Source organism: Streptomyces ferrugineus (assembly GCF_015160855.1).
Taxonomy (GTDB): domain Bacteria; phylum Actinomycetota; class Actinomycetes; order Streptomycetales; family Streptomycetaceae; genus Streptomyces; species Streptomyces ferrugineus.
Genome location: NZ_CP063373.1, coordinates 9,585,649 through 9,610,971 on the forward strand (window position 1 = coordinate 9,585,649; position 25,323 = coordinate 9,610,971).

Annotated in this window: 20 protein-coding genes and 1 tRNA gene; 8 read left to right on the plus strand and 13 right to left on the minus strand. The window is 71.1% G+C overall.

All coding sequences use genetic code 11. The annotated features are described in order from the left end of the window. Positions 1 to 314 precede the first annotated feature (314 nt). The 4 genes from IM697_RS42640 to IM697_RS42655 all read left to right on the plus strand — a co-directional run bounded on the left by IM697_RS42640 (position 315) and on the right by IM697_RS42655 (position 4,540). Positions 315 to 1,157, plus strand: coding sequence for a formyltransferase family protein (locus IM697_RS42640; RefSeq protein ID WP_228044395.1), 843 nt, complete (start codon positions 315 to 317; stop codon positions 1,155 to 1,157). Beyond that, entirely contained in the window at positions 1,154 to 2,470 is a 1,317-nt protein-coding gene (locus tag IM697_RS42645) for an aminotransferase class III-fold pyridoxal phosphate-dependent enzyme (protein WP_194042740.1), read from the plus strand. Before IM697_RS42640 ends, IM697_RS42645 begins: the two co-directional genes overlap by 4 nt. Then, the gene (locus tag IM697_RS45795; RefSeq protein ID WP_194042742.1) at positions 2,470 to 3,633 is read left to right on the plus strand and encodes an HAD-IA family hydrolase; all 1,164 of its coding nucleotides are present in this window, start codon (positions 2,470 to 2,472) and stop codon (positions 3,631 to 3,633) included. Before IM697_RS42645 ends, IM697_RS45795 begins: the two co-directional genes overlap by 1 nt. 265 nt (positions 3,634 to 3,898) lie before the next feature. Next, positions 3,899 to 4,540: an isocitrate/isopropylmalate family dehydrogenase gene (locus IM697_RS42655; RefSeq protein ID WP_228044396.1), complete on the plus strand. Its 642-nt coding sequence runs from the start codon at positions 3,899 to 3,901 to the stop codon at positions 4,538 to 4,540. On the opposite strand, the gene IM697_RS42660 is transcribed toward IM697_RS42655, so the two are convergent. Continuing rightward, positions 4,534 to 6,126, minus strand: coding sequence for an MFS transporter (locus tag IM697_RS42660; RefSeq protein ID WP_194042746.1), 1,593 nt, complete (start codon positions 6,124 to 6,126; stop codon positions 4,534 to 4,536). The two genes, IM697_RS42655 and IM697_RS42660, sit on opposite strands and share 7 nt — an antisense overlap. A gap of 131 nt (positions 6,127 to 6,257) precedes the next feature. Between IM697_RS42660 and sigJ the strand changes: the two genes are divergently transcribed. Continuing rightward, on the plus strand, positions 6,258 to 7,145 hold the full coding sequence (gene sigJ / locus IM697_RS42665) for an RNA polymerase sigma factor SigJ (RefSeq protein ID WP_194042748.1): 888 nt from the start codon (positions 6,258 to 6,260) through the stop codon (positions 7,143 to 7,145). A gap of 118 nt (positions 7,146 to 7,263) precedes the next feature. On the opposite strand, the gene IM697_RS42670 is transcribed toward sigJ, so the two are convergent. From IM697_RS42670 to IM697_RS42680, 3 genes are read right to left on the minus strand one after another with little or no spacing between them, the layout of a single operon-like run. Then, the gene (locus IM697_RS42670) at positions 7,264 to 7,674 is read right to left on the minus strand and encodes a cation:proton antiporter domain-containing protein (RefSeq protein WP_194042751.1); all 411 of its coding nucleotides are present in this window, start codon (positions 7,672 to 7,674) and stop codon (positions 7,264 to 7,266) included. Beyond that, a complete protein-coding gene (locus tag IM697_RS42675) occupies positions 7,671 to 8,006 on the minus strand; it encodes a hypothetical protein (protein ID WP_194042753.1) in 336 nt (111 codons plus the stop codon). The genes IM697_RS42670 and IM697_RS42675 overlap by 4 nt, the downstream gene beginning before the upstream one ends. A 26-nt stretch (positions 8,007 to 8,032) precedes the next feature. Further along, positions 8,033 to 8,233 (minus strand): hypothetical protein, encoded by a 201-nt coding sequence (locus IM697_RS42680; protein ID WP_194042755.1) that lies wholly within the window; start codon positions 8,231 to 8,233, stop codon positions 8,033 to 8,035. Between IM697_RS42680 and IM697_RS42685 the strand changes: the two genes are divergently transcribed. Genes IM697_RS42685 through IM697_RS42695 form a run of 3 tightly spaced genes read left to right on the plus strand, consistent with a single transcriptional unit; the run spans position 8,216 to position 9,399 of the window. Then, a complete protein-coding gene (locus tag IM697_RS42685; RefSeq protein ID WP_194042757.1) occupies positions 8,216 to 8,506 on the plus strand; it encodes a tryptophan 2,3-dioxygenase family protein in 291 nt (96 codons plus the stop codon). The genes IM697_RS42680 and IM697_RS42685 overlap by 18 nt on opposite strands. 50 nt (positions 8,507 to 8,556) lie before the next feature. Continuing rightward, positions 8,557 to 8,784 carry an MbtH family protein gene (locus IM697_RS42690; RefSeq protein ID WP_194042759.1) on the plus strand — a complete coding sequence of 76 codons (228 nt, stop codon included), beginning with the start codon at positions 8,557 to 8,559 and terminating at the stop codon, positions 8,782 to 8,784. Between the two features lie 3 nt (positions 8,785 to 8,787). Further along, positions 8,788 to 9,399, plus strand: coding sequence for a flavin reductase family protein (locus tag IM697_RS42695; protein ID WP_194042761.1), 612 nt, complete (start codon positions 8,788 to 8,790; stop codon positions 9,397 to 9,399). Between the two features lie 364 nt (positions 9,400 to 9,763). Here the strand turns inward: IM697_RS42695 and IM697_RS42700 are convergent. From IM697_RS42700 to IM697_RS42740, 9 genes are all read right to left on the minus strand, one after another. Continuing rightward, positions 9,764 to 9,837 (minus strand) — tRNA-Thr (locus IM697_RS42700). A gap of 95 nt (positions 9,838 to 9,932) precedes the next feature. Further along, positions 9,933 to 11,561, minus strand: coding sequence for an alpha/beta hydrolase (locus IM697_RS42705; RefSeq protein WP_194042763.1), 1,629 nt, complete (start codon positions 11,559 to 11,561; stop codon positions 9,933 to 9,935). Between the two features lie 133 nt (positions 11,562 to 11,694). After that, positions 11,695 to 12,900, minus strand: coding sequence for a DNA polymerase III subunit delta' (locus IM697_RS42710; RefSeq protein WP_194042765.1), 1,206 nt, complete (start codon positions 12,898 to 12,900; stop codon positions 11,695 to 11,697). A gap of 218 nt (positions 12,901 to 13,118) precedes the next feature. Then, a complete protein-coding gene (gene tmk / locus IM697_RS42715) occupies positions 13,119 to 16,313 on the minus strand; it encodes a dTMP kinase (protein ID WP_194042767.1) in 3,195 nt (1,064 codons plus the stop codon). Between the two features lie 167 nt (positions 16,314 to 16,480). Next, entirely contained in the window at positions 16,481 to 19,318 is a 2,838-nt protein-coding gene (topA, locus tag IM697_RS42720; protein ID WP_194042769.1) for a type I DNA topoisomerase, read from the minus strand. 248 nt (positions 19,319 to 19,566) lie between these two features. Next, positions 19,567 to 19,764, minus strand: coding sequence for a hypothetical protein (locus IM697_RS42725; protein WP_194042772.1), 198 nt, complete (start codon positions 19,762 to 19,764; stop codon positions 19,567 to 19,569). A 576-nt stretch (positions 19,765 to 20,340) separates the two neighbouring features. After that, positions 20,341 to 21,870, minus strand: coding sequence for a DUF7059 domain-containing protein (locus IM697_RS42730; protein ID WP_194042774.1), 1,530 nt, complete (start codon positions 21,868 to 21,870; stop codon positions 20,341 to 20,343). 36 nt (positions 21,871 to 21,906) lie between these two features. Then, a complete protein-coding gene (locus IM697_RS42735; RefSeq protein WP_407699587.1) occupies positions 21,907 to 22,503 on the minus strand; it encodes a small secreted protein in 597 nt (198 codons plus the stop codon). 214 nt (positions 22,504 to 22,717) lie between these two features. Beyond that, the gene (locus IM697_RS42740) at positions 22,718 to 25,123 is read right to left on the minus strand and encodes a sodium-translocating pyrophosphatase (RefSeq protein ID WP_194042778.1); all 2,406 of its coding nucleotides are present in this window, start codon (positions 25,121 to 25,123) and stop codon (positions 22,718 to 22,720) included. Between the last annotated feature and the right edge of the window lie 200 nt (positions 25,124 to 25,323).

The window sequence follows — 25,323 nt, forward strand, 5'->3', positions numbered from 1 at the left end:
AATGTCGGACGCCTGCCCACAACGCTCGAGAGAGAACATGTCACGAATGAGCGAGAACATTTTCGGTCTCCTGCTTTCTGGGATTGCCAGTTGGTACGGGATTTCCGGGTAATACAGGCTCGGTAGCCCGGTTTCGAGCATCACCTATCACCGTTCAACAACTCCAGCCCCGCGGCCATCATCTCCCTGCAGTGCAGGGACATGAGCCGCATCTGCCGTGGACGGGTCGGCCGGCGGGCTCCCACAGTGGAGCGAGCCATGTCACAACCGCCGCGAACGTCTTCGTGGCCCGAGACAACAGAGACGGAGTGCTCTTGTCCGCACCCACTCCGGCCGGCGCCGCCCTGACGCCCCTGGCCCGCCGTTCGGCGGCCGGGCCGCTGCGCATCGGCGTCCTGGTCTCCGCCACCGGCGCCAACCTCACCACGCTGCTGGACCTGCAACGGACACGGCCCGAGGAGTTCCGGGTCTGCCTCGTCGCCTCGCACGCGGAGCGGGTCAAGGCCCTGGACGTGGCACGGCAGGCCGGGGTCGAGGCGTGGCCGGGCGACTTCGACCGCGTCTGCGGAACGGCGTCGGCCGCCGTCGGCCGGGCGGGCCGCGAGGCCTACCGGGACCGGGCCCGGCGATGGCACGACGCGCTGGACGGACGGATCGCCGACTGGGAGCGGGACAACGGCGAGCTGGACCTGATCGTCCTCGCCTACCACCGCTGGATCGACGGCCGGCTGCTCGAACGCTACCGGGGACGCATGATCAACCAGCACCCGGCCGATCTGTCGGTCCTTGACGAAGAGGGCCACCGGCGGTTCACGGGCAAGGACCCCGTCCGCCTCGCGATGGCGGCGGGCCGTGAGACGACCCGCACCTCCTGCTTCCTCGTGGACGGCACCCGGGACGGCGGCGCGATCCTCGCGATGGGGCCGGAGGTGCCCGTCGAGGGACGACGGCCCACCGCCGAGGACGCCCAGGCGCAGGAGATGAAGCAGAAGAGCCTCAGCGACCGGCCCTGTCTGCGGTGGTCGGTGGAGGCATTCGCGGCGGGGCGGCTCGCCCTGTCGGACCAGCGACACCGCGACAGCAGCCGGGTCGTGGTGGTGGACGGAGAGCCGACCGAGCTCGGCGGACGGCGACTGACCGGGGAGCCCCTGACATGACCGACCTCGCCGACGAGCGAATCCCTTCCTTCGCCGGGGCGGGCAACCTGGTCTACCGCGAACCGGACGTCCCCCGGTTCGTCTCCGGCTCGGGCAGCTGGCTGACCGCGCACGACGGGCGCCGGTACCTCGACGCGGAGGCCGCCAACGGCACCGTCGCCTTCGGCTACGACGCCACCCTGCTTCAGGAGGCGATGCGGCGCTGCGAACAGCTGCCCGCCCTGCCCTCCTTCGCCGAGTCGGAGCTGCGGCTCAAGGTGCTCTCCCGGCTGGAACCGCTCGTGTCCGACGTGCTGGGCACGCCCGGCCGGGTGGAGCTGGACCTCGGCGGAGCACAGGCCATGGAGACGGCCCTGCGCATCGCCTTCGCCGCGAACGGCCCGGGCACGATCGTCGTCTTCGAGGGCGCCTTCCACGGCCGCTCCGGCGTGACCAGCATGCTCAGTTCCAGCCCGCGCTACCGGGAGTTGCTCGCCGCGTGGGGGCTGGAGGTGGTCCGGCTCCCGAGCCCGGACTCGCAGCGGTGCCCGCACGCCGTGGCGGGAGCCGGCTGCGGGCCGGGCTGCCGTGCGGCCGTCACCCGGTGGGGATCCGAGCTGAGCGGCGTCGGGGGACGAGACTTCGGCCGGAAGGTGTCGGCGTTCGTCTTCGAGTCCGTCCAGAACGTGGGCGGCATGGTGGAACCCGACCACGAACTGCTGCGCGCCGCCGTGGATCACGCCCGGGAGCAGGGGGCGGTGGTCATCGCGGACGAGATCTTCACCGGCATGCACCGGGTGGGGCCGCGCTGGGGGTTCCAGCGCTCCGGGGTGACCCCGGACATCGTCGTCACCAGCAAGGGCCTGGCCAACGGCGGTGCGGCGCTGAGCATGGTGTGGTCCCGCGAGCCGCTCGGCAGCCCCGAGCGGTACCGGCCCGGCAGCCACTCCTCCACGTACATCGGCATCCCGAGCGCCCTCGCCGTCGTGGACACGGTGCTGGACCGCTGGGAGCGGTGGAGCACGGTCGACAAGGACGTCCTGCGGCTGGAGGAGGCCATGCGCGACCGGCTCACCGAGGTCGCCGCGCGACATCCGGACCTCGTACGGGACGTGGACTCGATGGGCGGCACCGCGCGCATCGTCCTCACCGGACCGCACGCCGGCCGGATGCGGCAGCTGTTCCGGTCCGGGCACCCGGACGCCGGTGTCCTCGTCGCGACGACCGGTATGGCGCCGGACGTCATCAACGTGCACCCCCCGCTCGTCATCGGGGAACGCGAACTGGACTTCTTCGCGGAGGCCTTCGAGACGGCGCTGAACGGCATCGCCTGATGGGGGTGGAGACGGAGCGGAAGTTCCTCGTCGGCCGCGGCTGGCGCGAGACGGTGGTGCGGACCCGGGAGGTCCGCCAGGGGTACATGTCCGCCGAACCCGAGCGCGCGGTGCGGGTGCGGATCACCGACGGCGCCGAGGCGGTCCTCACCGTCAAGGGCCCCCGCGACGGAGCGCGCAGGGCCGAGTTCGAGTACCCGGTGCCGCTGGCGGACGCCGAGGAGATCCTCGCGCGGCTGTGTCCGCAGCCGCTGGTGCAGAAGAAGCGGCACTATCTGGGCGGGCGCTTCGACGGCTGGACCGTGGACGAGTTCTACGGCTCCAACGCCGGTCTGGTGCTGGCGGAGCTGGATGCCGAGGACGCGGCGGACGTGGTCGACCTGCCCGAGTGGGTCACCGAGGAGGTCACCACCGACCCGCGGTACGACAACGCCTCCCTGCACGGCCGTCCGTACCCCACCTGGGCGGCGGGGACGGCACCCGCGCCGCGACCGCTGCGGGACCCCGCCGACGCGGATCTGGTGATCTTCGACAACGACGGCGTGCTCGTCGACTCCGAGCCGATCGCCAACCGCGTGCTGGCGGCGCTGCTCACGGAGGCCGGGTTCCCCACCTCGTACGAGGACAGCGTGCGCCGCTACATGGGCGGCACCCTGGACCGCGTCCGGGCCATGCTCAGGGCCGAGACCGGGCGGGAGCTGCCGACGGGGTTCACCGCACACTACCGGGCCCGGCTGATCGAGGCCTTCGAGCGGGACCTGCGTCCGGTCGCCGGCATGGCGGAGGTCCTGCGGGCCCTGACCCGGCGCGGCACCCCGTTCTGCGTCGCGTCGAGTTCGCCCCGGGACCGGCTCGCCCTCGGCCTGCGCGTCACAGGGCTGGCGTCGTTCTTCGAGGGCCGGGTGTACTGCGCGGACGACGTCACCCGGGGCAAGCCGGCGCCGGATCTCTTCCTGCACGCGGCGGTCCGGATGGGAGTCGACCGCGCCCACGCGGTGGTGGTCGAGGACAGCGTGCCCGGAGTCGACGCCGCGATGGCCGCGGGCATGACCAGCATCGGCTACGCGGCCCTGACCCCGGCCGACCGCCTGTCCGCCGCGACCCGCGTGGTGCGGGACACCGCGGGCTTGGCGGTGGAGTTGGGGCTGACGATTCCCGGGTGAGGATCCCGACTCGGCCCGGGGACGGCCGCGCGAAAGAACCCAGGTCAAAGCCTTGACCTGGGTTCTTTATGGAGCCGCCTTCGGGATTCGAACCCGAGACCTGCGCATGACGAGGCCGGTAGGAGTTGCGCACCCCCGCCCTCTAGCGGAGCGGCTTCCGGCCAGGGGCTGAATGAACCTTGACAGAACCCGAAGAGCGGCGAACGACAGGTGTCTAGCCTGGCCAAGCGCCAGACCGACGTCCGACTCCTGGAAAGGTGACCCGTTGGATTCCATCACCGTCATCCCCGGCGACGGCATCGGTCCCGAGGTCGTCGAATGCGCGCTTCAAGTCGTGGACACGCTGGGCATCGGGCTGTCCGTCGATGTCCTCGACCACGTCGGCGCGGACAGGTACCGCCGCGACGGCGTGGCGCTGAGCGAGGCCGACCTGGCCCGCGTGTCCGCGAGTTCCGCCGTCCTGCTGGGGGCCATCGGACAGCCCGACCTGGAGGACACCGAATATGTGCGCGGTGTTCTGCTGCCTCTGCGGCACAGCTTCGACCTGTACGCCAACTGCCGACCGGTCCGGCTGTGGCACGACCGGCTCAGCCCGCTGAGGGACCCTGAGCGCCGCATGCTCGACTGCGTGATCGTCCGTGAGAACACCGAGGGGCTCTACAGCGGCATCGGCGGGAACCTCCGTACGTCCACGCCCCAGGAGGTGGCCATCGACGCCGACGTCAACACCTGGCACGGCGTCGCCCGGATCATGGACTTCGCGTTCTCCACGGCCCGCCACGAGGTGTGCCTCGTGGACAAGGCCAACGCGGTCCGGGCAGGCGGACGGCTGTGGCAGGAGTGCTGGCGCAGGACCGCTGAGCGCCCCCGAGGCCAGGCCTCGGGGCACCCGTATGTGGATCACTGACTCCGTCGGCCGGGGCCGTCCCCGGTCACCGTGGCCTCGCGTGCCTGGGCGGGCGAGGCCGGCCGCTCCGCGGCCCGCGGCCGGGCCGACCGCTGCCTGAACCCCGTCCAGGCGAGCACTGCCGCCACGGCGGTGCAGGCCGCGGCGATCCCGACGGCCAGCTGGTAGCCGTGCAGGAAGGCATCGACGGCGGGCCGGCGCAACGATGACCCGAGCTCCTGCACCACCGTGTACACGCGTCCGCCGCCCACGTGGTGTGACTGCGCGAGGGCCGCGGCACGGCGCGTGCCGTCCAGTTCGGACACCTTGTCCCGCCAGGCCGAGACGGTCGCGTTGACGCCCACGGTGCCGAGCACCGCGAGGCACACCGAGGAGCCGATCTGCCGTGACGCGTTCAGGACGCCGGAAGCGGCGCCGGAGACGCCGGGGGGCACGTCGCGCATCGCCACATGGGTCACCGCGGGCACGAACGTGCCGAATCCTCCGCCGTACAGCACGTACCCGAGGGCACTGACCGCGAAGGAGGTGGTCCCCGCCGCACCGAGCAGGAGCACGCCGACCGCGGCCACCAGGATCCCCCAGGTCGCCACCGCCGAGGCCCGGAACCGGGAGTCGAGCCGCCCGCCGAACTGCGCCATGGTCAGGAACGGGATGTTCATGAACAGCCACGACAGCCCCGTGCGCAGAACCGACCAGCCCGCCACGTTCTGGAAGTACAGGGTGACCCAGAACAGCGCGCCGCTCATCCCGCCGTAAGCGAGCATGTAGATGCCCGAGGCACTCACGAAGCTCCGTGCCCGCAGCAGCGCCGGCGGCAGCATGGCGTGCGGGGCACGGCGCTCCCACCAGAAGAACGCGAGCAGCAGGGCCGCCCCGGCCGCCAGGGGCACGGCCACGAGGGGCGCACCCCAGGGGCGGTCGGACGACTCGACGAACCCGAACGTGAGGCAGACCAGCCCCAGCGAGCTGAGCGACATCCCCGCTACGTCGAGCCTGCGCGCCTGCGGATTGCGCGACTCCCGGACCGCCACGACCGTGCACACGATGCCCAGGGCGGCGAAGGGCAGGTTGATCCAGAACACGGACGGCCAGCCGAAGAAGGTGAGCAGGATGCCCCCGCCGACGGGACCGGCGCCGAACCCGGTGCCGCCGATGGCCGCCCAGGCCCCGATCGCGCCGGCCCGCCGCTCCTGCGGATAGGTCTCCGTGAGGATCGACAGTCCCAGGGCGAGCATCGCCGCGCCGCCGACGCCCTGCACGGCGCGGAAGGCGACGAGCGAGGCCGCGTTCCACGCGACGGCGCAGGCGATCACACCGATCACGAAGACGACCATCCCGCTCAGGAAGACCCGCCTTCGGCCGTACCGGTCACCGAGCGCCCCGCTGGCCGGGATGATCGCGGCCAGGCTCAGCGAATAGGCGCTGATCACCCACTCCAGCTCGGCCGCGCTCATGTGCAGTTCGCTCTGCATCGAGGGCAGCGCCACGTTCACGATGGTCAGGTCGAGCGAGGTCATGAACGTCGCCATGCACATCGCGAACAAGGTCAGACGCCGACGCCAGGATTCGGTGAGAGAGCTCTTCATGTCACCTCCTCCCCGAGGTACGTGTGATATGCAATGAAAAAGTGATCATTCGTGCTCCTAGTCGGGTCCGCACTCGTGGGGTCGGCTAGCCGCCCACTAGTGATGACCCGTGGCAACCGAGGAGTGTGACTGTGCAGGAACACGATCGGCTGGCGGAGCGGTTCGAACACTTACGGCCGCATCTGAGGACCGTCGCCTACCGGATGCTCGGCTCGCACGCCGAGGCGGAGGACGCTGTTCAGGACACCTGGATCAGACTCAGCCGCAGCGACGCGGACGAGGTGGAGAACCTCCCCGCCTGGCTGACCACCGTGGTCAGCAGGGTCTGCCTGAACGTCCTCCGGTCACGCGCCGCACGCCCGGAAGATCCGGTCGGCGTGCACCTGCCGGATCCCGTCGTCGGACGCGAACCGTCCCACGGCCCCGAGGACGAGGCGGTGCTGAGCGACTCGGTCAGCCTCGCGCTGCTGATCGTGCTGGACACACTCGCCCCCGCCGAGCGGGTGGCCTTCGTGCTGCACGACATGTTCCATCTGACCTTCGACGAGATCGCGGCCGTCGTCGGGCGTACGACGGTGGCGACCCGCCAGCTGGCCAGCCGAGCGCGCCGCCGGGTGCAGGGCGCCCACGAGACGGACTCCGGCGGCGACCACTCGACTCGGCGTGTGCTGGTCGACGCCTTCCTCGCCGCGGCGCGAGGCGGCGATCTCGACGGGCTGGTGGCCGTGCTGGACCCGGATGTCGAACTCCGCGCGGACGGCGGACCCGCGCTCGTCTCCGCCTCGGCCGTGCTCCACGGCGCCGGCCCTGTGGCGGAGCGGGCCGCGCTGTTCCGCCAGCCCGGTGTGACGGTGACCCCCGTCCTCGTCAACGGCGCCCCCGGCGTCCTCGTCGACCGGGACGGCGTCCCGGTGTCCGTCATGGGCTTCGCCGTACGGCGGGACCGGATCTCGCAGATCCAGATCCTGCTGGACCCGGGGCGCCTGGCCGCGATCGACTTCGGCGCCTTCAAGACGTAGGCCGGACCGGGCGTCTCCTCAGGAGGCGCCCGCCAGTCCCGCTCCCGCCGGAGCCGGGCCCGCTCCTCGTCGTTGACCTCGATGCGCGGCACGGCGCGGCGGAGCACCGGCGGCGCCATCAGCGAGGTGGCGACCGCGACCAGCACCACGATGGTGTACGACGCGTGTTCAGCACGCCCAGCCGCAGACCGATCCCGACCACGATGATCTGGATGACTGCGCGCGCGTTCGTCCCGGCACCGAGCACGAGGCCGCGGTGGCGATCGAGACCCGCGACGCGGGCGCCGAGCATCGCCCCGGCGAACTTGCCCGCGGTCGCCACGACGAGCGCCCCCAGCGCCGCCAGGCCGATCACCGCGGTGTCCAGCGCCAGCAGATTCATCCGCAGGCCCGCCTCGGCGAAGTAGAGCGGCGCGAGAACCGAGAGCGTGACGGAGCGCAGAGGCGCCAGCCCCTTATTCGTCTGTGCCCCGGCCGCTCCTGCCAGCAGGCCCCCGACGAGGGCGCCGAACGACGCTTCCATGCTCATGCCTGGGTGGCCGCCGCACATCCGACGATCACCACAGTCGCGGTGCCCATGACCGCCTGCGGGGACCGCGCCCTGGCCATCAGCCACCGGACCACCGGCCGGCCGAGGAGTACGGCGCAGAACCTGATCAGCAGCATCCAGCCGGTGACATCGTCCACCACACCGACCAGCCCCAGAGGGATCAGCAGGCCGAAGGCCCCCACCGTGAGCGACGTCCGCCGGGTGCGGCGCACCAGGGCGAGGCCGATCTCCAGCGCGGTCGTCCCCACCAGGAGGATCACCCCGAACTGGCCGACCGCGTCCAGCAGATGAGCCTGGGAGGCCTCTGTCATCTGGAGCCAGTGCTGGAACGCCCTGCCTAGGCGTCGCTCTCCTGCTCCTGCCGGACGGTGATCGCCCGCGAGGGACAGACGCGGGGCGCCACTTCGTCCAGTTCCGCCCCTACCTCGGCACCGCGAGCGGGGCGCAGTCGCAGCAGTTCCGGGTACTCGGCCGACTGCTGGGGGACGGCAAGAGGGAGGGTGAGCTGTACGAGGCCTTCGTGGCGAACGCCGCCCACCAGCGCTGCACCGTGGCCGATGTCTGCCGCCTCGGAATCGCCGGCGGCGGTCTGTACCGGGTCGCCGAGGCACTGCTGGATGTGGGCAACGGCTACTGGCGCTGGAAGGTGGCCCACCTGGGCCTGATGTCGAAGATGGTCGGCGGGCAGCAGGGCACCGCGGGAACGTCCGGGGAGGAGTTCCTGATGCGTCGGATCACACTCCCCTTCCCCGAGTTGCGGCGGTTGCGCGGCGCTCTGCATGTGGAGGAACTCGCCCCCAGCCCCGCGTGAGACCGACCGGACCAGAATCCCATCTCCTCACGAGACAGAAGAGGGACTCCATGACAGCAGACGACACCGGCCGGTTCCATCATGTCGTGATCAACCACGAGCGACAGTACTCGGTCTGGCCTGCGGACAGCACGATCCCGGCGGGCTGGTCCCCCGTCGGCTTCACCAGCACGCTGGACGACTGTCTCGCCCACGTCGACCAGGTCTGGACGGATCTGCGCCCGCAGAGCTTGCGCAATCCCTGCCCCGGCCGGCCCTACGGCACCGGGAGCAGTTGATCCATGCTGGACATAGACGTGGCGGACATGACCGTACGGCAGCGCGAGCGGCTGCTGTTGTGGAGCGTGGTCCCGCGGCCGATCGCCATGGTGAGCACGGTCTCCCCGAGCGGAGCGGTCAACTTGGCGCCTTTCTCTTACTACACGGCGGTGGGGTACTCCCCCATGGCCCTGCTCTTCTGTGCGGGCCGGCGGGCCGACGGCACCGAGAAGGACTCGTGCCGCAACGCCCGTGGGGCGGCCGAAGGGGGCACAGGAGAGTTCACCGTCAACGTCCTGATCGAGAAACACGCCGAGGCGGCCACCACCTCGGCGAAACCCCTGCCTCACGGTGAGTCGGAGTACGAACTGGCCGGACTGCGGCCGCTGCCCGGGCGGAGGGTCCGCTCCCCGCGCATCGACGGTTCCCCCATCGCCTTCGAATGCCGGACGTCCGCGGTGGTGCCGGTCGGTGACCACTTCATCGTCATCGGTGAGGTCGTCCACGTCACTGTGGACAAGGGGTTGATCCATGAAGCGGACTTCCACGTCGACCTCGACAGACTGGGGTCGGTCGGTCGCATGGGCGCCGCGGACTACGTCCGGACCCTGGACCGCTACGTCGTCGACGGGTGACGCCCCCACCCGTGATCAGGTGCTCGAGCGCTGCCCTCGGCCGTGTCAGGGATCGAACACCGACGACCTGCACGGCAGGGCTACCGAGCCCCTTGTGGATCTCCAACAGGAATTCTGAATCTCCAGGACCAGCGACCGGGGAAGACCTTCCGCCATCGTGCGCCGCTCCCACCAGGATGCGATGCGCGGGCTTCTCGTTCCCCCCACCTCCCCACCGGCCCCGCACCGCCGACACGCCCGGACGTCACAAGCCCTGAACGACGAAGCGAGCATCCACGGCAAAAGTCCTGGTCAGGACCATGGATCCTTACATCCCAACGCGCAAAAGACCAGGTCAGAGTACATCTGACCTGGTCTCAGGTAGAGCCGCCTTCGGGATTCGAACCCGAGACCTACGCATTACGAGTGCGTTGCTCTGGCCATCTGAGCTAAGGCGGCGCGCCGTCCGCACTATGGTGCGATCGGCAACGTCGGTAAGTCTACACAGTTTCCGGGGTGCTCCGTACCAGCCCCTTCGGTGTTCGTGATCAAGGCTATGAGCAGCGCTTTCCCTCGGTTGGCGGAGTGCCTCGGAGGAGGTATGCGTTGATCGTGTTGTCGATGCAGGAGCTGCCCCGGCCGTACGCGGTGTGGCCGTCGCCGTCGTAGGTGAGGAGGCGGGCGGACGAGAGCTGGGCGGCGAGGGCCCTGGCCCAGCGGTAGGGGGTCGCGGGGTCGCGGGTCGTGCCGACCACGACGATCGGGGACGCGCCCTTGGCCTCGATGCGGTGGGGCTCACCAGTGGGGGCGACCGGCCAGTACGCGCAGTTCAGGGTGGCCCAGGCCAGGCCCCTGCCGAAGACGGGGGACGCCTTTGCGAAGTCGGGCAGGGACTTGCGGACCTCGTCGGGGGTCGAGAACGCCGGTGGAAGGTCGACGCAGTTGACCGCCGCGTTGGCGAACATCAGGTTCGTGTAGCGGCCGTCGGCGTCGCGTTCGTAGTAGCTGTCGGAGAGGACGAGGAGGCCCGCTCCGTCGTTCTCCCGCATCGCCGAGTTCAGCGCGTCACGCAACTGCGGCCAGGCCCCCTCGTCGTACATCGCCGCGATCACGCCGGTGGTGGCGAGGGATTCGCCCAGCTCACGGCCGTCCGCGTCGCCGGTCGGGATGGGCCGTGCGTCGAGCTTTTCGAAGAAGGCCTTGAGGTTGCGGCCGACGTCGGTCGCCTTGGTGCCGAGGGGGCAGTCCCGCTGCCGTACGCAGTCCCTCGCGAACGCCTGGAACGCCGTCTCGAATCCCGCCGTCTGGTCGAGGTTCAGCCGGCGGGCGGGCAGGGAGGGGTCCATCGCGCCGTCCAGGACCAGCCGGCCCACCCGGTCGGGGAACAGCCCGGCGTACGTCGCGCCGAGGAAGGTGCCGTACGACGCCCCCACATACGTCAGCTTCTCGTCGCCCAGCAGCGCCCGCAGGATGTCCATGTCCCGGGCCGCCTCGGCGGTGGAGACATGGCGCAGCAGGCCCGGCGCGTCCGCCCCGCAGCCCTCCGCGAACTTCTTGTGCGCCGCGATCAGCCTGCCCGTCTCCTCGGTGTCGTCGGGCGTGAAGTCCGTCTGCGTGTACGCGTCCATCTCCCGCCCGTCGAGGCATTCGACGGGCTGACTGCGGGCGACTCCGCGTGGGTCGACCGCGACCATGTCGTAGCGGGCGCGGACGTCGGCCGGGTAGCCGATCCCCGCGTACTGCTGGAGGTAGCCGATCGCCGAGCCGCCGGGACCGCCCGGGTTCACCAGCAGCGACCCGAGCCGCTTGCCCGGTCCCGTCGCCTTCTTGCGGGCCACGGCGAGCCGGGTCTCCCCGGCCTGCGGCTTCGCATAGTCGAGCGGCGCCCGCATCGTGGTGCACTGGAATCCGGGCACCCCGCAGCTGCGCCAGGTCAGCTTCTGCCCGTAGTACGGCGTCAGCGCGGCCGGCGTCGACTGCGGCAGCGCCGCCAGCGCTGCCTCGGCCGCCGGGCTCCCCGAGTGCGTCGACCCGCCGGAGGTGCAGGCGGAGGCCAGCAGCGCGCCCACGGCGAGGAGGGTGCCGAGCGTGCCGGCTCGCCTGCGGTGCGGGCGGCGGTTGCGTGCGCCGGGCCCGGCCGGGCTCGGGACTGGGCTGACTGGAGAGCTGCGCCTGGTGTACATCAGGCGAGCGTAACTCTGTGCAGCGAGTTGGATGCCCTGCGTGCACGGCGCGGCTCGTACGGGTTACATGGTCAACCTCCTGTTGATCACCGGGGGATGGGGTGGTGGGCGGCCGGTTCGTGCGGTGCGGCCTTCAGCCCGCTCTGAGTGCCATCGTCATCGCCTCCACCGCCAGCAGCGGCGCCACATTGCTGTCGAGGGCGTCGCGGCAGGCGGCGATCGCCTCGATGCGGCGGAGCGTGGACTCCGGGGCGCTGTCGCGAGCCAGGCGCTCCAGGGCGTCCTCGGCGTCCATGTTGGCGAGGGCGACACGTGAGCCGAGCTGGAGGGCGAGGACGTCGCGGTAGAAGGCGGTGAGGTCGGTCAGGGCGAGGTCGAGGCTGTCGCGCTGCGTGCGCGTACGGCGCCGCTTCTGCTTGTCCTCCAGCTCCTTCATCACGCCGGCCGTGCCGCGCGGCATCCGGCCGCCCTGGGCCGCACCCAGCGCCGCTTTCAGCTCCTCGGTCTCCTTGGCGTCGATCTCCTCGGCGAGCTGCTTGGCGTCCTCGGAGGCGGCGTCCACCAGCTCCTGGGCGGCCTTGAGGCAGGCGCCGACCTCGCCGAGGCGCAGCGGCAGTCTGAGGACGGAGGCCCGGCGTTCGCGGGCTGCCGGGTCGGTGGCCAGGCGGCGGGCCCGGTCGACATGGCCCTGGGTGGCGCGGGCGGCGGCCGCGGCCACGTCGGGCTCGATGCCCTCCCGCCGTACGAGCATGTCGGCGACGGCGTCGACCGAGGGCGTGCTCAGGTTCAGGTGGCGGCAGCGGGAGCGGATGGTGGGCAGGACGTCCTCGATGGAGGGGGCGCAGAGCAGCCAGACCGTGCGGGGGGCGGGCTCCTCCACTGCCTTCAGGACGGCGTTGGCGGACTTCTCGTTCAGCCGCTCGGCGTCCTCGACGAGGATGATCTGCCAGCGGCCGTTCGCCGGGGACGTGAACGACTTGCGGACGGTGTCCCTCATGTCGTCGGCGAGGATCTGGGTGCCGACGGCGGCGACGGTGGTGACGTCGGCATGCGTGCCGACCAGGGCCGTATGGCATCCGTCGCAGAAGCCGCAGCCGGGGGTGCCGCCGAGTGCCCGGTCGGGGCTGACGCACTGCAACGCGGCCGCGAAGGCCCGCGCCGCCTGGTTCCGGCCCGCGCCGGGCGGCCCGGTGAACAGCCAGGCGTGCGTCATCTTGGACGCCTCGGGGGGCGGCGCGTCGGCGGCCGCGGCGGTGACGAGCGCGTCGGCGTCCCGAGCGGCAGCGCCCAGCTGCTCACTGACCCGCTCCTGGCCGACCAGGTCGTCCCACACGGTCATGGGTCACGCCCGCCTTTCGTCACACCTCACGTTGCACGGTCCATTGTGCGGGGCGGCACTGACAACGGGGGCCGGGCGGGCGGACGGCACCGCGTGCGGGGCGAGCCGGCGCGGGTGTGCGGCGCACACCGACAGAGCACGGCGCCTCAGCGGCACCCAGCGCCCGGCACCAGGCACCGCCAGGCACCAGGCAAGCCCTCAACCGAGCCGCAACGCCCTCAGCGCCGCCGACCCCGGCCCCGGCCGCCCCCGTCCTCGTCGTACTCGTCCTCATGCGGACCCAACAGCTCGTCCGCCAACGTCGGCAGATCGTCCAGCGGCGTCTCCTCGGCCCAGTCGGACCGAGCTCTGCGTCGCGACGCGCCCGCCTCGTCGACCTGGGGCATCTCGCGCGTACGTTCCTCATCGCGGAAGTACCCGGGCGGAACCCGGTCCCCGGACTCGTCCTCCGACACGGGAGGCAGCACGGCCGTTTCGTCCGCGGCACCGGGCGGGACCGGCGGCAGGACGGCCGTCTCATCGGCCGCACCCGGCGCAACCGGCGGCAGCACCGTCGTCTCGTCCGCCTCCGAAGGCACCGGCGGCTGCGGCAGCTTCGCCGTCACCTCGGACTCGGACTCGCCCGAAGGACGGTCACCGGCAGCCGGCTCGTCGCCCGTCTCCCGCTGCTCCTCGTCACGCACCGGCCGCAGCACGGTCGTCTCGTCCGACGCCCCGCCCGGCGTCACCACAGGCGTGGGCACCGTCACCGCATCCCCGAAGCCGGCCCCGGCCGCAGGCCCCGTCGGCTTCGGACCCGCCTGAGCCGCGGACGCCGCCTGCTCGGCCCGTCGCCGGGCCTCCTCGGCCCGCAGCAGGGCCTCCTCAGCCTTGCGCTGCTTCTCCAGGCGGAGGGCCTCCGCCTCGGCGCGCAGCCGGGCCTCTTCCTCGGCCTGCTTGCGGCGCCGCTCCTCCTCGGCCTTGCGGCGCGCCTCCTCCTCGGCGCGTGCCTTCTCCTCCGCGAGCAGCCTCTGACGCTCCTCCTCGGCCCGTCGACGCGCTTCCTCGGCCCGCTGCCGGGCCTCCTCCGCCTGCCGTTCGGCCTCGCGGCGTTGCGCCTCCTCCAGCTCGCGCCGCTTGCGCTCCTCCTCCTCGGCGCGCAGCCGGGCGAGCTGCTCCTGGCGCTCGCGCTCCAGGCGCTCCTCCTCGGCCTTGCGGGCGGCCTCTTCCTCGGCCTTGCGCCGGGCCTCCTCCTCGGCCTTGCGGCGCGCTTCCTCCTGCGCCTGGATCTCGGCCTCGGACAGCGGCAGCATCTGGTCGAGCCGGTGCCGGACGACCGTCGTCACGGCTTCCGGCTCCTGGCCCGCGTCCACCACCAGATAGCGGCCGGGGTCGGCCGCGGCCAGCGTGAGGAAACCGGAGCGCACGCGCGCGTGGAACTCCGTGGGCTCCGACTCCAGCCGGTCCGGTGCCTCGGTGAACCGCTCGCGGGCGCTCTCCGGCGAGATGTCCAGCAGCACGGTCAGATGCGGTGCGAGTCCGTTGGTCGCCCAGCGGTTGATGCGGGCGATCTCCGTCGGGGACAGGTCGCGGCCCGCGCCCTGGTAGGCGACGGAGGAGTCGACGTAGCGGTCCGAGATCACGACCGCGCCGCGCTCCAGGGCCGGACGGACCACGGTGTCCACGTGCTCCGCGCGGTCGGCGGCGTACAGCAGCGCCTCCGCGCGGTGCGACAGGCCGGCGCTCGACACGTCCAGCAGGATCGACCGCAGCCGCTTGCCGACCGGCGTCGCGCCCGGCTCGCGCGTGACGACGACCTCGTGGCCCTTGCCGCGGATCCACTCGGCGAGCGCCTCGGCCTGGGTGGACTTGCCGGCGCCGTCGCCGCCCTCCAGGGCGATGAAGAAGCCGGATGTCGCGGGCACCTGCTCCGGGTCGTCCCCGCCGAGCAGCGCGTCCCGCAGGTCCTGCCGCAGCGGCACGCCGGAGCGGTCGTCGACCTTGGCCAGCACCAGCGCGGCCACCGGCAGCAGCAGCGCGCCGACCAGCATCAGCGTGAACGCCGCACCGCCGTGCGCGAAGACGAACTTGCCGCTCTCCAGCCGGTGCGGCCCGATGAGCGCGGCCACCAGCGGCGCGATCACCGCGCCGAGCGCCACACAGACCCGTACGACCGCGTGCAGATGCTCCGTCGTGCGCGGACGGCGGAACTCCTCGGCCTCCTGGTCGATCAGCGTGTGGCCGGTGTTGGCGGCCATGCCCGCGCCGATTCCGGCCAGCGCGATGATCAGCAGGACGGTGGTGACGTCCGGGACGAGGCCCGCGGCCAGCAGCGCGATCCCGGTGAAGGCGATGGCGAGCGCCAGCAGGCGGCGCCGTGACAGGGCGGGCAGCACGGAGGGGGCCGTACGGATGCCGACGACCACGGCGCCGGTCAGCGCGAGCACCAGCAGGCCGTACAGCACCGGACCGCCGCCCAGGTCCTTGGCGTGCAGCACCGCGACGGCGACCGCCGCGGACACCGCTCCGGCGACCGCCGCGCACGCCGTCACCAGCAGCGCGATCACGCCGGTGCGGCCCTTGTCGACGCCGGATCCGGTCTTCGGGCGGCGCAGCCCCTCCAGCGGCGAGCGCGCGCGGGGGGTGCGCGTGCCGGGCAGTTCCAGGAAGGTCAGCACGGACAGGGACGCGGCGAACAGGCCGGCCGCGACATACGACGCGAGGGCCGCCTGGTGCTGCTCGAACCAGTCGAGCCCGGCGCCGAGCAGGTTGTTCAGCAGGGCGGCGACGACGAGCGCGGCGGCTGCCAGCGGGACCGACACGAAGCTGGTGCGCAGCGACAGACGGCGCAGGGCGTCCAGGTGGTCCGGCAGCGGCCGTACCGTCGCGCCCTCCGGCGGCGGGGCCGGCAACAGGGCGGGCGCCGCGCTCTCCCGGCACACCGTCCAGAAGCGCTCGGCGACGCCGGTCACGAAGACCGTGACCAGCAGCAGCGCCAGCGCGTTGTCCGGCATCCAGTCGATCCACAGGGGTGCGACGATCAGCAGGGCGGCGCGCAGTCCGTCGGCGCCGACCATGGTCCAGCGCCGGTCGAGCGGGCCTTCCTGGGAGGTCAGCGATGTCAGCGGGCCGAGGAGTACGGCGCCGAAGAGCAGGGTGGCCAGGATGCGCACGCCGAAGACGGTCGCCACTGCGAACGCCACGCCCCGGTAGCCACCGCCGAAGGACCCTTCGGCGATCGCCGCCTGAAGGGCCAGCAGCACCAGCACCAGGAGGGCGAGGATGTCGCCGACACCACCCACCAACTGCGCGCTCCACAGCCTCTTGAGCTGCGGTCGGCGCAGCAGGGCGCGGACGGCGCGCTCGCGGGAGTCCGCCGCGAGGGTGTCGTCGGGGGCCGTGTTGGGGGCCGTTGGCTGCTCGGCTCGCGTCATGCTTTCAGCCTATCGGGAGCCACCGACAGCCCGGCCCGCGCGCCCGAACGTACGGCCGCCCCGACACCAAACTGATGCCGAGGCGTTCGTTTTGCGAACCGTAAGTGAAGAACCGGGCCGCCAACCGGCCCTCATTGGGGCCCGGTTGGTCCCGAAGCGAGGGCGGCTCAGTCCTCCGCCGACGACTTGGAGGCGGTCGCCTTCTTGGCGGCCGTCTTCTTCGCCGTCGTCTTCTTCGCGGCCGTGGTCGTCTTCTTCGCCGCGGTCTTCTTGGCGGCCGTCTTCTTGGCCGGGGCGGCCTTCTTGGCGGTCGTCTTCTTCGCGGCGGCCTTCTTCGCCGTCTTCTTGGCGGGCCCCTTGGCGCGCTTCTCGGCGAGCAGCTCGAAGCCGCGCTCCGGGGTGATCGTCTCGACGCTGTCGCCGGAGCGCAGGGTCGCGTTGGTCTCCCCGTCGGTGACGTACGGCCCGAAGCGGCCGTCCTTGACGACGACCGGCTTCTCGCTGACCGGGTCGGTGCCCAGCTCCTTCAGCGGCGGCTTGGCGGCGGCGCGGCCCCGCTGCTTGGGCTGGGCGTAGATCGCCAGCGCCTCTTCGAGGGTGATCGTGAAGAGCTGCTCCTCGGACTGCAGCGAGCGCGAGTCGGTGCCCTTCTTCAGGTACGGCCCGTAGCGGCCGTTCTGCGCGGTGATCTCCACGCCTTCCGCGTCGGTGCCGACGACCCGGGGCAGGGACATCAGCTTGAGCGCGTCCTGAAGGGTCACCGTGTCGAGCGACATCGACTTGAACAGCGAGGCCGTGCGCGGCTTGACGGCGTTCTTGCCGGTCTTCGGGGTGCCCTCGGGGAGCACCTCGGTGACGTACGGGCCGTAGCGGCCGTCCTTGGCGACGATCGCGTGACCGGTCTTCGGGTCGGTGCCCAGCTCGAAGTCGCCGCTGGGCTTGGCCAGCAGTTCCTCGGCCAGCTCGACGGACAGCTCGTCCGGCGCGAGGTCGTCCGGGATGTCGGCGCGCTGGTGCTGCTCGGTGTCCTTCTCGCCGCGCTCGATGTACGGGCCGTAGCGGCCGACCCGCAGCACGATGTCGTTGCCCACCGGGAACGACGACACCTCGCGCGCGTCGATCGCGCCCAGGTCGGTCACCAGCTCCTTGAGGCCGCCGAGGTGGTCCCCGTCGCCGTTGCCCGCGTCGGCCGCGTCGCCGTTGTGGGTGCCCTCGCCGAAGTAGAACCGCTTCAGCCACGGCACGGACTGGGCCTCGCCGCGGGCGATGCGGTCGAGGTCGTCCTCCATCCTGGCGGTGAAGTCGTAGTCGACCAGCCGCCCGAAGTGCTTCTCCAGGAGGTTGACCACGGCGAAGGACAGGAAGGACGGGACGAGCGCCGTGCCCTTCTTGAACACATAGCCGCGGTCGAGGATCGTGCCGATGATCGACGCGTACGTCGACGGGCGGCCGATCTCGCGCTCTTCCAGCTCCTTGACCAGGGATGCCTCGGTGTAGCGGGCCGGGGGCTTGGTGGCGTGCCCGTCTACCGTGATCTCCTCGGCGCTCAGCGCGTCGCCCTCGCTGACCTGGGGCAGCCGGCGCTCGCGGTCGTCCAGCTCGGCGTTCGGGTCGTCGGCGCCCTCGACGTAGGCCTTGAGGAAGCCGTGGAAGGTGATCGTCTTGCCGGACGCGCTGAACTCGACGTCGCGCCCGTCGGCCGCCGTGCCGCCGATCTTGACGGTGACGGAGTTACCGGTCGCGTCCTTCATCTGCGAGGCCACGGTCCGCTTCCAGATCAGCTCGTAGAGCTTGAACTGGTCACCGGTCAGCCCGGTCTCGGCAGGCGTGCGGAAGCGGTCGCCGGAGGGGCGGATCGCCTCGTGCGCCTCCTGGGCGTTCTTGACCTTGCCGGCGTACGTCCGCGGGGCGGACGGCAGGTAGTCGGCGCCGTACAGCTGCGTGACCTGGGCGCGGGCGGCCGCCACGGCGGTGTCGCTCAGCGTCGTGGAGTCCGTACGCATGTACGTGATGTAGCCGTTCTCGTACAGCTTCTGCGCGATCTGCATCGTGGCCTTCGCGCCGAAGCCGAGCTTGCGGCTGGCCTCCTGCTGCATGGTCGTCGTACGGAACGGGGCGTACGGCGAGCGGCGGTAGGGCTTGGACTCCACGGACCGGACGGCGAACCGCGTCTGCTCCAGGGCGGCGGCGAGGGCGCGGGCGTTCGCCTCGTCGAGGTGGAGGGTGTTCGCGCTCTTGAGTTGTCCCAGGGAGTCGAAGTCGCGGCCCTGCGCGACCCGCCTGCCGTCGACGGTCTGGAGGCGGGCGACCAGCGACGACGGGTCCGACGAGTCCCCGGCGCGGCCGGTCGCGAAGGTGCCCGTCAGGTCCCAGTACTCGGCAGAACGAAACGCGATCCGCTCGCGTTCCCGCTCCACCACGAGTCGGGTGGCCACCGACTGCACCCGGCCCGCCGACAGCCGCGGCATGACCTTCTTCCACAGGACCGGCGAGACCTCGTAGCCGTAGAGGCGGTCGAGGATGCGGCGGGTCTCCTGGGCGTCGACCAGCTTCTGGTTGAGCTGGCGCGGGTTGGCGACGGCGGCCTGGATCGCGGCCTTGGTGATCTCGTGGAAGACCATCCGCTTGACCGGAACCTTGGGCTTGAGGACCTCCTGGAGGTGCCAGGCGATGGCCTCGCCCTCGCGGTCCTCATCGGTGGCGAGGTAGAGCTCGTCGGACTCCTTCAGCAGGTCCTTGAGCTTCTTGACCTGCTGCCGCTTGTCGGCGTTGACGACATAGATCGGCTCGAAGTCGTGTTCGACGTCCACGCCGAGGCGGCGGACCTCGCCGGTGTACTTCTCGGGCACCTCCGCGGCGCCGTTCGGGAGGTCGCGGATGTGCCCGACGCTCGCCTCGACAACGTATCCGGGGCCGAGGTAGCCCTTGATCGTCTTCGCCTTGGCAGGCGACTCGACGATGACGAGTCGGCGGCCGCCCTGTGCGGTCTCGCTGGTCGGGGACAACTTCGCTCTTCTCTCCGGTCGACGCTGGGCCTCCCCGGCCCCGCTCGGGTTCCGGGGTCGGGTGGTGGTGACGCTGCGGAGTGTGACGGTACATCCCGCCCTGTTGTCAAACGGGAAAAGCCCGCAACGGCCACTCGAACGGTAACCCGACTTCCGCCATTCCTGCCGCCCGGAGTGCCCACAGGTCTTTTCGAGCCTTTCCGGAAGACGGCCTGCCAATTACCGGCCGCCCAGCTCGTGGGCCGTTCTCAGAGGCGGGAGAAGCACCATGTTCCGACGATCAAAGCGATCACCGAGACCAGGCTCGCGAGGGTCGCCGATGCGACGGGGCTCACACCGTGGGCGACGGGCCGACGCTGTCGCACCCGGGCCGCGGTCCACACCAGCAGCCCGCCTCCGAACAGGGCGAACACCGCACCCGCGAAGATCGCCGGTCCCCTTTCCATGGTTCCGCTTGCCCCTTTTCTCCCGTCCGCGAACGCTCAGCCCGGCGAGGCTGACACGCGCGGACGGCGCACAGGCGAACCTCAGGTGAACGCGGGACCGACGCGGCCGTGGACCGGCGAACCCTCCGGTCCCGATCGCCACAACAGCCCCACAAGATCCTCCACCCTCGTCGACCTCACCCGCCTCAGACCGCGCCGGGGGGCGGGTGTCTTTCCGGTCGTCCAGGGGTTGTCGGCCCGGCGACCGTGCGCATGATCTTGTGAGCCCGGCGCCAGATCGACTCGAATTTGTTCCCGCGCGGCTTGTCGGCGTTGTCGGCTCCGGTTCTTGCGCGTCTTTTCACCGGGTGCCCGAACAGTGCTTATGACCTGATCGGTGCGGGGTTTGGCACAGTCGACCAAGAGGACCGGTTCCCGCGGCAGTACGGCGCCCGAACGCAGTCCCCGGCCTTCGGCCGACATGAGCCGTCCGAACGGGCGCCAGCGGCCCGAAATCCGTCCGACGGCCCGGAGAGATCCACCGCGTCCGGCACGCCCCCAGGACGGCCCGCGGCAGGCGCGAGCCCCCTCGCAGGGTCACCGCGCCGGCTCGAGGAACCCCTGCCCCACCAGCAGCCGGATCTGCGCGGGCGTGCGGTCACGCAGCAACACCGGGTCTTCGCCCATCAGTTGGGCGATCGCGTCCAGGATGCGGCCCGCGCTCAGCGAGCCGTCGCACACGCCGGCGAAGCCCGCGCCGACCGTGTCCACCTGGGTGGCCCGGCGCATGCCGCGGTGCTGGCGCAGCACCACGTGCTCCGGATCCTCGGCACCGGGCAGCCCGACCTGCTCCTGCACGACCTCGGCGACGAGCCGGAAGTGGTCCGCCAGCAGTCCCGCGTCGTCCCGCGCGCGCAGGTAGTCGAGCCGGTCGAAGTGCGCCCGCACCGTGTCGCCGAGCGGCTGCTCGACCGGATGCGGCCACTCCTCCACCGTGATCGAGGGCACGGCGGCCGACGTCCGGCGCAGGGTGATCCAGCCGAAGCCCACGGCCTTGACCTTGCGCGCCTCGAACTCGTCCAGCCACGCGTCGTACCGCGCCTGGTAGTCGGCGGCGTCGCCCCGGTGGTCACCGGCGTCCCTGAGCCACAGCTCGGCGTACTGCGTGATGTCCTGGACCTCGCGCTGCACGATCCACGCGTCGCATCCGCGCGGCACCCAGGACCTGAGCCTGTCCTGCCACTCCTCCCCCTCCACGTGCTGCCAGTTGGCGAGGAACTGCGCGAACCCGCCCTCGTTCAGCCGCTCCCCCGCTCCCTGAACGATCGACCGGCACAGATCGTCCCCGCCCATTCCGCCGTCGCGGTACGTCAGCCGCGCGCTGGGCGAGATCACGAAGGGCGGGTTGGACACGATGAGGTCGTACGTCTCGCCGTTCCTGAGCGGCTCGAACAGCGAGCCCTCCCTCAGGTCCGCGGCCGGGGCGCCGGACAGCGCGAGCGTGAGCGCGGTGATGTGCAACGCGCGCGGGTTGAGGTCGGTCGCCGTCACGCGCGTGGCGTGCTGCGCGGCGTGCAGCGCCTGGATGCCGGAGCCGGTGCCGAGGTCGAGAGCGCAGGACACGGGCGTACGGACGGTGATGCCGGCGAGAGTCGTGGAGGCGCCGCCGACGCCGAGGACGACACCTTCGTCCTTGCTGCCGATCCCGCCCGCTCCGCCGACCGCGCATCCCAGGTCGGACACGATGAACCAGTCCTCGCCCGCGGGGCCGCCGTACGGCCGTACGTCCACGGTCGCGCGGACGTCGTCGCCGGACTCGCCGCCGACCCGGACCAGCCAGCCGCTCTCCAGGCACGCGTCGACGGGCAGCACGTCCGCCACGCGCGCGTACGGCACGGGCTGCTGCAGCAGGAACAGCCGTACGAGGGCCTCCAGCGGCGTGTCTCCCCGGGTGGCCCGGAGTGCGGGCACGGTCTCGCTCCGGGCGAGCGCCGCGTACGCGGGCGCGCCCAGCAGTTCGAGCAACCCGTCGGCAGTGAAGGAGGCCCTCAGCAGGGCCTCCCGCAGCCTGGCGGCGACATCGGGGTGGTCGGAAGTGGGCAGGGCGGGCAGCGTGGAGTCACTCACGCCCTCATTGTCACCCGCGCCCGCCCCTCGGGCGGCTCAGCCGGTGGCGGTCCCGGCCGACGCGGACGCCACGGCGGCCTGCTTGCAGCCCTCCTGCGAGGTGAGCGCCTTCTTGGTGTCGCCCGACTCCAGCTTCTTCAGCGCCTTGACCGCGCTCTGGCGCTGGGTCTCGACCTGCTTCATCTCGGCCGACACGTCCTTCAGGCCGGACGCGAACTTCCCCTGGTCCTTGGTGTCCAGACCGTCGACCTGCTTCTTCAGGTCGGCGTAGGCCGCGGAGAGGGCGGTGAGCTTGGTGATGACGTCCTTCTGGATCGTCGCCCCGTTGTCGACGCCCGGAGGCGCCCCGGCGCTGCTGATCAGGCTCGCGCGCGCCTTGTAGCCGTCGGCGAGGTCCTGGAAGGCCTTGGAGTCGGCCTGCTGGAGTTCCTTGGGCGTGCTCTTGGTGTCCTTGGCCGCCTTGGTGATCGCGACGTAGGCAGCCGAGATCTTCGCGTTCTGCGCCGGCACGGCGTCGCAGACCTTCTTGGCCCAGGCGTCGAGCTCCTTGTTGCCCTCGTCGCCCGAGCATCCCGTCAGCGCCAGTGTCAGTACCGCACCGCCGGACAGTGCGGCCGCCAGCTTCTTGTTCACCGGTTTGGTCCCTTCCACGGCTCTCGGCCACGGGACCCTACACGCCGCAAGGGGAACGGGAGTGCACCGAATGCCACATATGTACGGATTTCTCGCTCTTTACACCATGCGAGAGAAGCGTCACGGCAAGGGCGTGAACAAGCGCGAAGCGGGCGGGCGGCGCATCAATTCGCGCCGCCCGCCCGCCTCTTGAGCTGGGCCGTCGTAAGACCGCCTACGAAACCACCGCGGGGTCCGCCGGGTTGGGCACTCGTTCGGCGTTGCCTTCGTCACCCATGGCGATGCCGCGCCGCTTGGAGACGTAGACCGCGCCGACGATCACCAGGAGCGAGAGCACGGCGATCGTGATCCTCACGCCGACGCTCTTGTCCTCGCCGTAGCTGAACTGGATGACCGCGGGCGCGATGAGCAGCGACACGAGGTTCATCACCTTCAGCAGCGGGTTGATCGCCGGGCCGGCGGTGTCCTTGAAGGGGTCGCCGACCGTGTCGCCGATCACCGTGGCGGCGTGGGCCTCGCTGCCCTTGCCGCCGTGGTGGCCGTCCTCGACGAGCTTCTTGGCGTTGTCCCAGGCACCGCCGGAGTTGGCGAGGAACACCGCCATCAGCGTGCCGGCGCCGATCGCCCCCGCCAGGAACGCTCCCAGGGCGCCGACCCCGAGCGTGAACCCGATGAAGATGGGCGCCATCACGGCGAGCAGACCCGGCGTGGCGAGCTCGCGCAGGGCATCCCGGGTGCAGATGTCGACGACCTTGCCGTACTCCGGCTTCTCCGTGTAGTCCATGATCCCGGGCCGCTCACGGAACTGCCGCCGCACCTCGTACACCACGGAACCCGCCGACCGCGACACCGCGTTGATGGCGAGACCCGAGAAGAGGAAGACGACCGCCGCGCCCGCGATCAGGCCGACGAGGTTGTTGGGCTGCGAGATGTCCATCATCAGGCTCATCGGCGCGCCTTCGCCGCTGAGCTTCTCGCCGACGTCCCGGGCGCCGGTGGTGATGGCGTCGCGGTACGACCCGAAGAGCGCCGCCGCCGCCAGGACGGCGGTGGCGATGGCGATGCCCTTGGTGATGGCCTTGGTGGTGTTGCCGACCGCGTCCAGGTTGGTGAGCACCTGGGCGCCGGCGCCCTCGACGTCGCCGGACATCTCGGCGATGCCCTGCGCGTTGTCGGAGACCGGGCCGAAGGTGTCCATGGCGACGATCACGCCGACCGTGGTGAGCAGGCCGGTGCCGGCCAGCGCCACCGCGAACAGCGCCAGCATGATCGACGTGCCGCCGAGCAGGAACGCCCCGTACACGCCGAGACCGATCAGCAGAGCGGTGTAGACGGCCGACTCCAGGCCGACCGAGATGCCGGCGAGGACGACGGTGGCGGGACCGGTCAGCGAGGTCTTGCCGATGTCCATGACCGGACGTCGGTTGGTCTCGGTGAAGTAGCCGGTCAGCTGCTGGATGACGGCGGCGAGCAGGATGCCGATCGCCACGGCGACGAGGGCGAGGATCCGCGGATCGCCGTCCTTGGCCGCGATCGCCTCGTCGGTGATGCCGTCGAGGTCGGCGTACGACGACGGCAGGTAGATGAACACGGCGGCCGCGACGAGTGCGATCGAGATCACCGCGGAGATGAAGAACCCGCGGTTGATCGCCGTCATGCCGCTGCGGTCGCTGCGGCGCGGGGCCACGGCGAAGATGCCGATCATCGCGGTGATCACGCCGATCGCGGGCACGATCAGCGGGAAGGCGAGCCCGGAGTCACCGAACGCCGCCGATCCTAGGATCAGCGCGGCGACCAGGGTCACGGCGTACGACTCGAAGAGGTCGGCCGCCATGCCCGCGCAGTCGCCGACGTTGTCGCCCACGTTGTCGGCGATGGTCGCGGCATTGCGCGGGTCGTCCTCCGGAATGCCTTGCTCGACCTTGCCGACCAGGTCGGCGCCGACGTCGGCGGCCTTGGTGAAGATGCCGCCGCCGACACGCATGAACATCGCGATCAGCGCGGCACCGAGACCGAATCCTTCGAGCACCTTCGGCGCGTCGGCCGCGTACACCAACACCACACAGGAGGCGCCCAGCAGACCGAGCCCCACCGTGAACATGCCGACGACGCCGCCCGTGCGGAAAGCGATCTTCATGGCTTTGTGCGAGACGGCGGTGAGATCCTTTTCCGGCTCTCCCGGCGCCGGGGTCGCTTCCCGTGCCGCCGCGGCGACACGCACATTGCTGCGGACGGCAAGCCACATGCCGATATAACCGGTGGCCGCCGAGAACGCGGCGCCGATCAAGAAGAACACCGATCGGCCGATGCGCTGATTCCAGTCGTCCGCGGGCAGCAGCATGAGCAGGAAGAACACGACGACGGCGAATACACCGAGCGTGCGCAACTGACGGGCCAGATAGGCGTTGGCGCCCTCCTGGACCGCTGCCGCGATCTTCTTCATGCTGTCGGTGCCCTCGCCCGCCGCGAGCACCTGGCGCACGAGGACGCCGGCGACCACGAGTGCGGCCAGCGCGACGACGCCGATGATCGTGATGATGATCCGGTTGTCGTCGGTCAGCACTGCCGCTGCGAGGGTTGTGGGGTGGTCTAGCTGATGAGGGGTAGAAAGCCCCGCCATTCGTCCTCCTTGACGCTTGGGCTGAGCTCAAGATGTGGACGGATTCTAGGTACCGGAACCTGATCAAAACAGATGGCGGTAAACGGAATTGGCCTTCACATGCCGTTCAGCAAATGATCGACCATCGATCACCGAACCCGAAAGTGGTAATGCCTCAAAGGCATTGACGCGGCCATTTACTTGATCAAATGATCACGCGA

Coding starts and splice junctions, on each gene's coding strand:
- IM697_RS42645 (WP_194042740.1), top strand. CDS start 1,154: ATGACCGACCTCGCCGACGAGCGAATCCCTTCCTTCGCCGGGGCGGGC.
- IM697_RS45795 (WP_194042742.1), top strand. CDS start 2,470: ATGGGGGTGGAGACGGAGCGGAAGTTCCTCGTCGGCCGCGGCTGGCGC.
- IM697_RS42660 (WP_194042746.1), bottom strand. CDS start 6,126: ATGAAGAGCTCTCTCACCGAATCCTGGCGTCGGCGTCTGACCTTGTTC.
- IM697_RS42670 (WP_194042751.1), bottom strand. CDS start 7,674: ATGAGCATGGAAGCGTCGTTCGGCGCCCTCGTCGGGGGCCTGCTGGCA.
- IM697_RS42675 (WP_194042753.1), bottom strand. CDS start 8,006: ATGACAGAGGCCTCCCAGGCTCATCTGCTGGACGCGGTCGGCCAGTTC.
- IM697_RS42690 (WP_194042759.1), top strand. CDS start 8,557: ATGACAGCAGACGACACCGGCCGGTTCCATCATGTCGTGATCAACCAC.
- IM697_RS42695 (WP_194042761.1), top strand. CDS start 8,788: ATGCTGGACATAGACGTGGCGGACATGACCGTACGGCAGCGCGAGCGG.
- IM697_RS42705 (WP_194042763.1), bottom strand. CDS start 11,561: ATGTACACCAGGCGCAGCTCTCCAGTCAGCCCAGTCCCGAGCCCGGCC.
- IM697_RS42710 (WP_194042765.1), bottom strand. CDS start 12,900: ATGACCGTGTGGGACGACCTGGTCGGCCAGGAGCGGGTCAGTGAGCAG.
- tmk (WP_194042767.1), bottom strand. CDS start 16,313: ATGACGCGAGCCGAGCAGCCAACGGCCCCCAACACGGCCCCCGACGAC.
- IM697_RS42725 (WP_194042772.1), bottom strand. CDS start 19,764: ATGGAAAGGGGACCGGCGATCTTCGCGGGTGCGGTGTTCGCCCTGTTC.
- IM697_RS42740 (WP_194042778.1), bottom strand. CDS start 25,123: ATGGCGGGGCTTTCTACCCCTCATCAGCTAGACCACCCCACAACCCTC.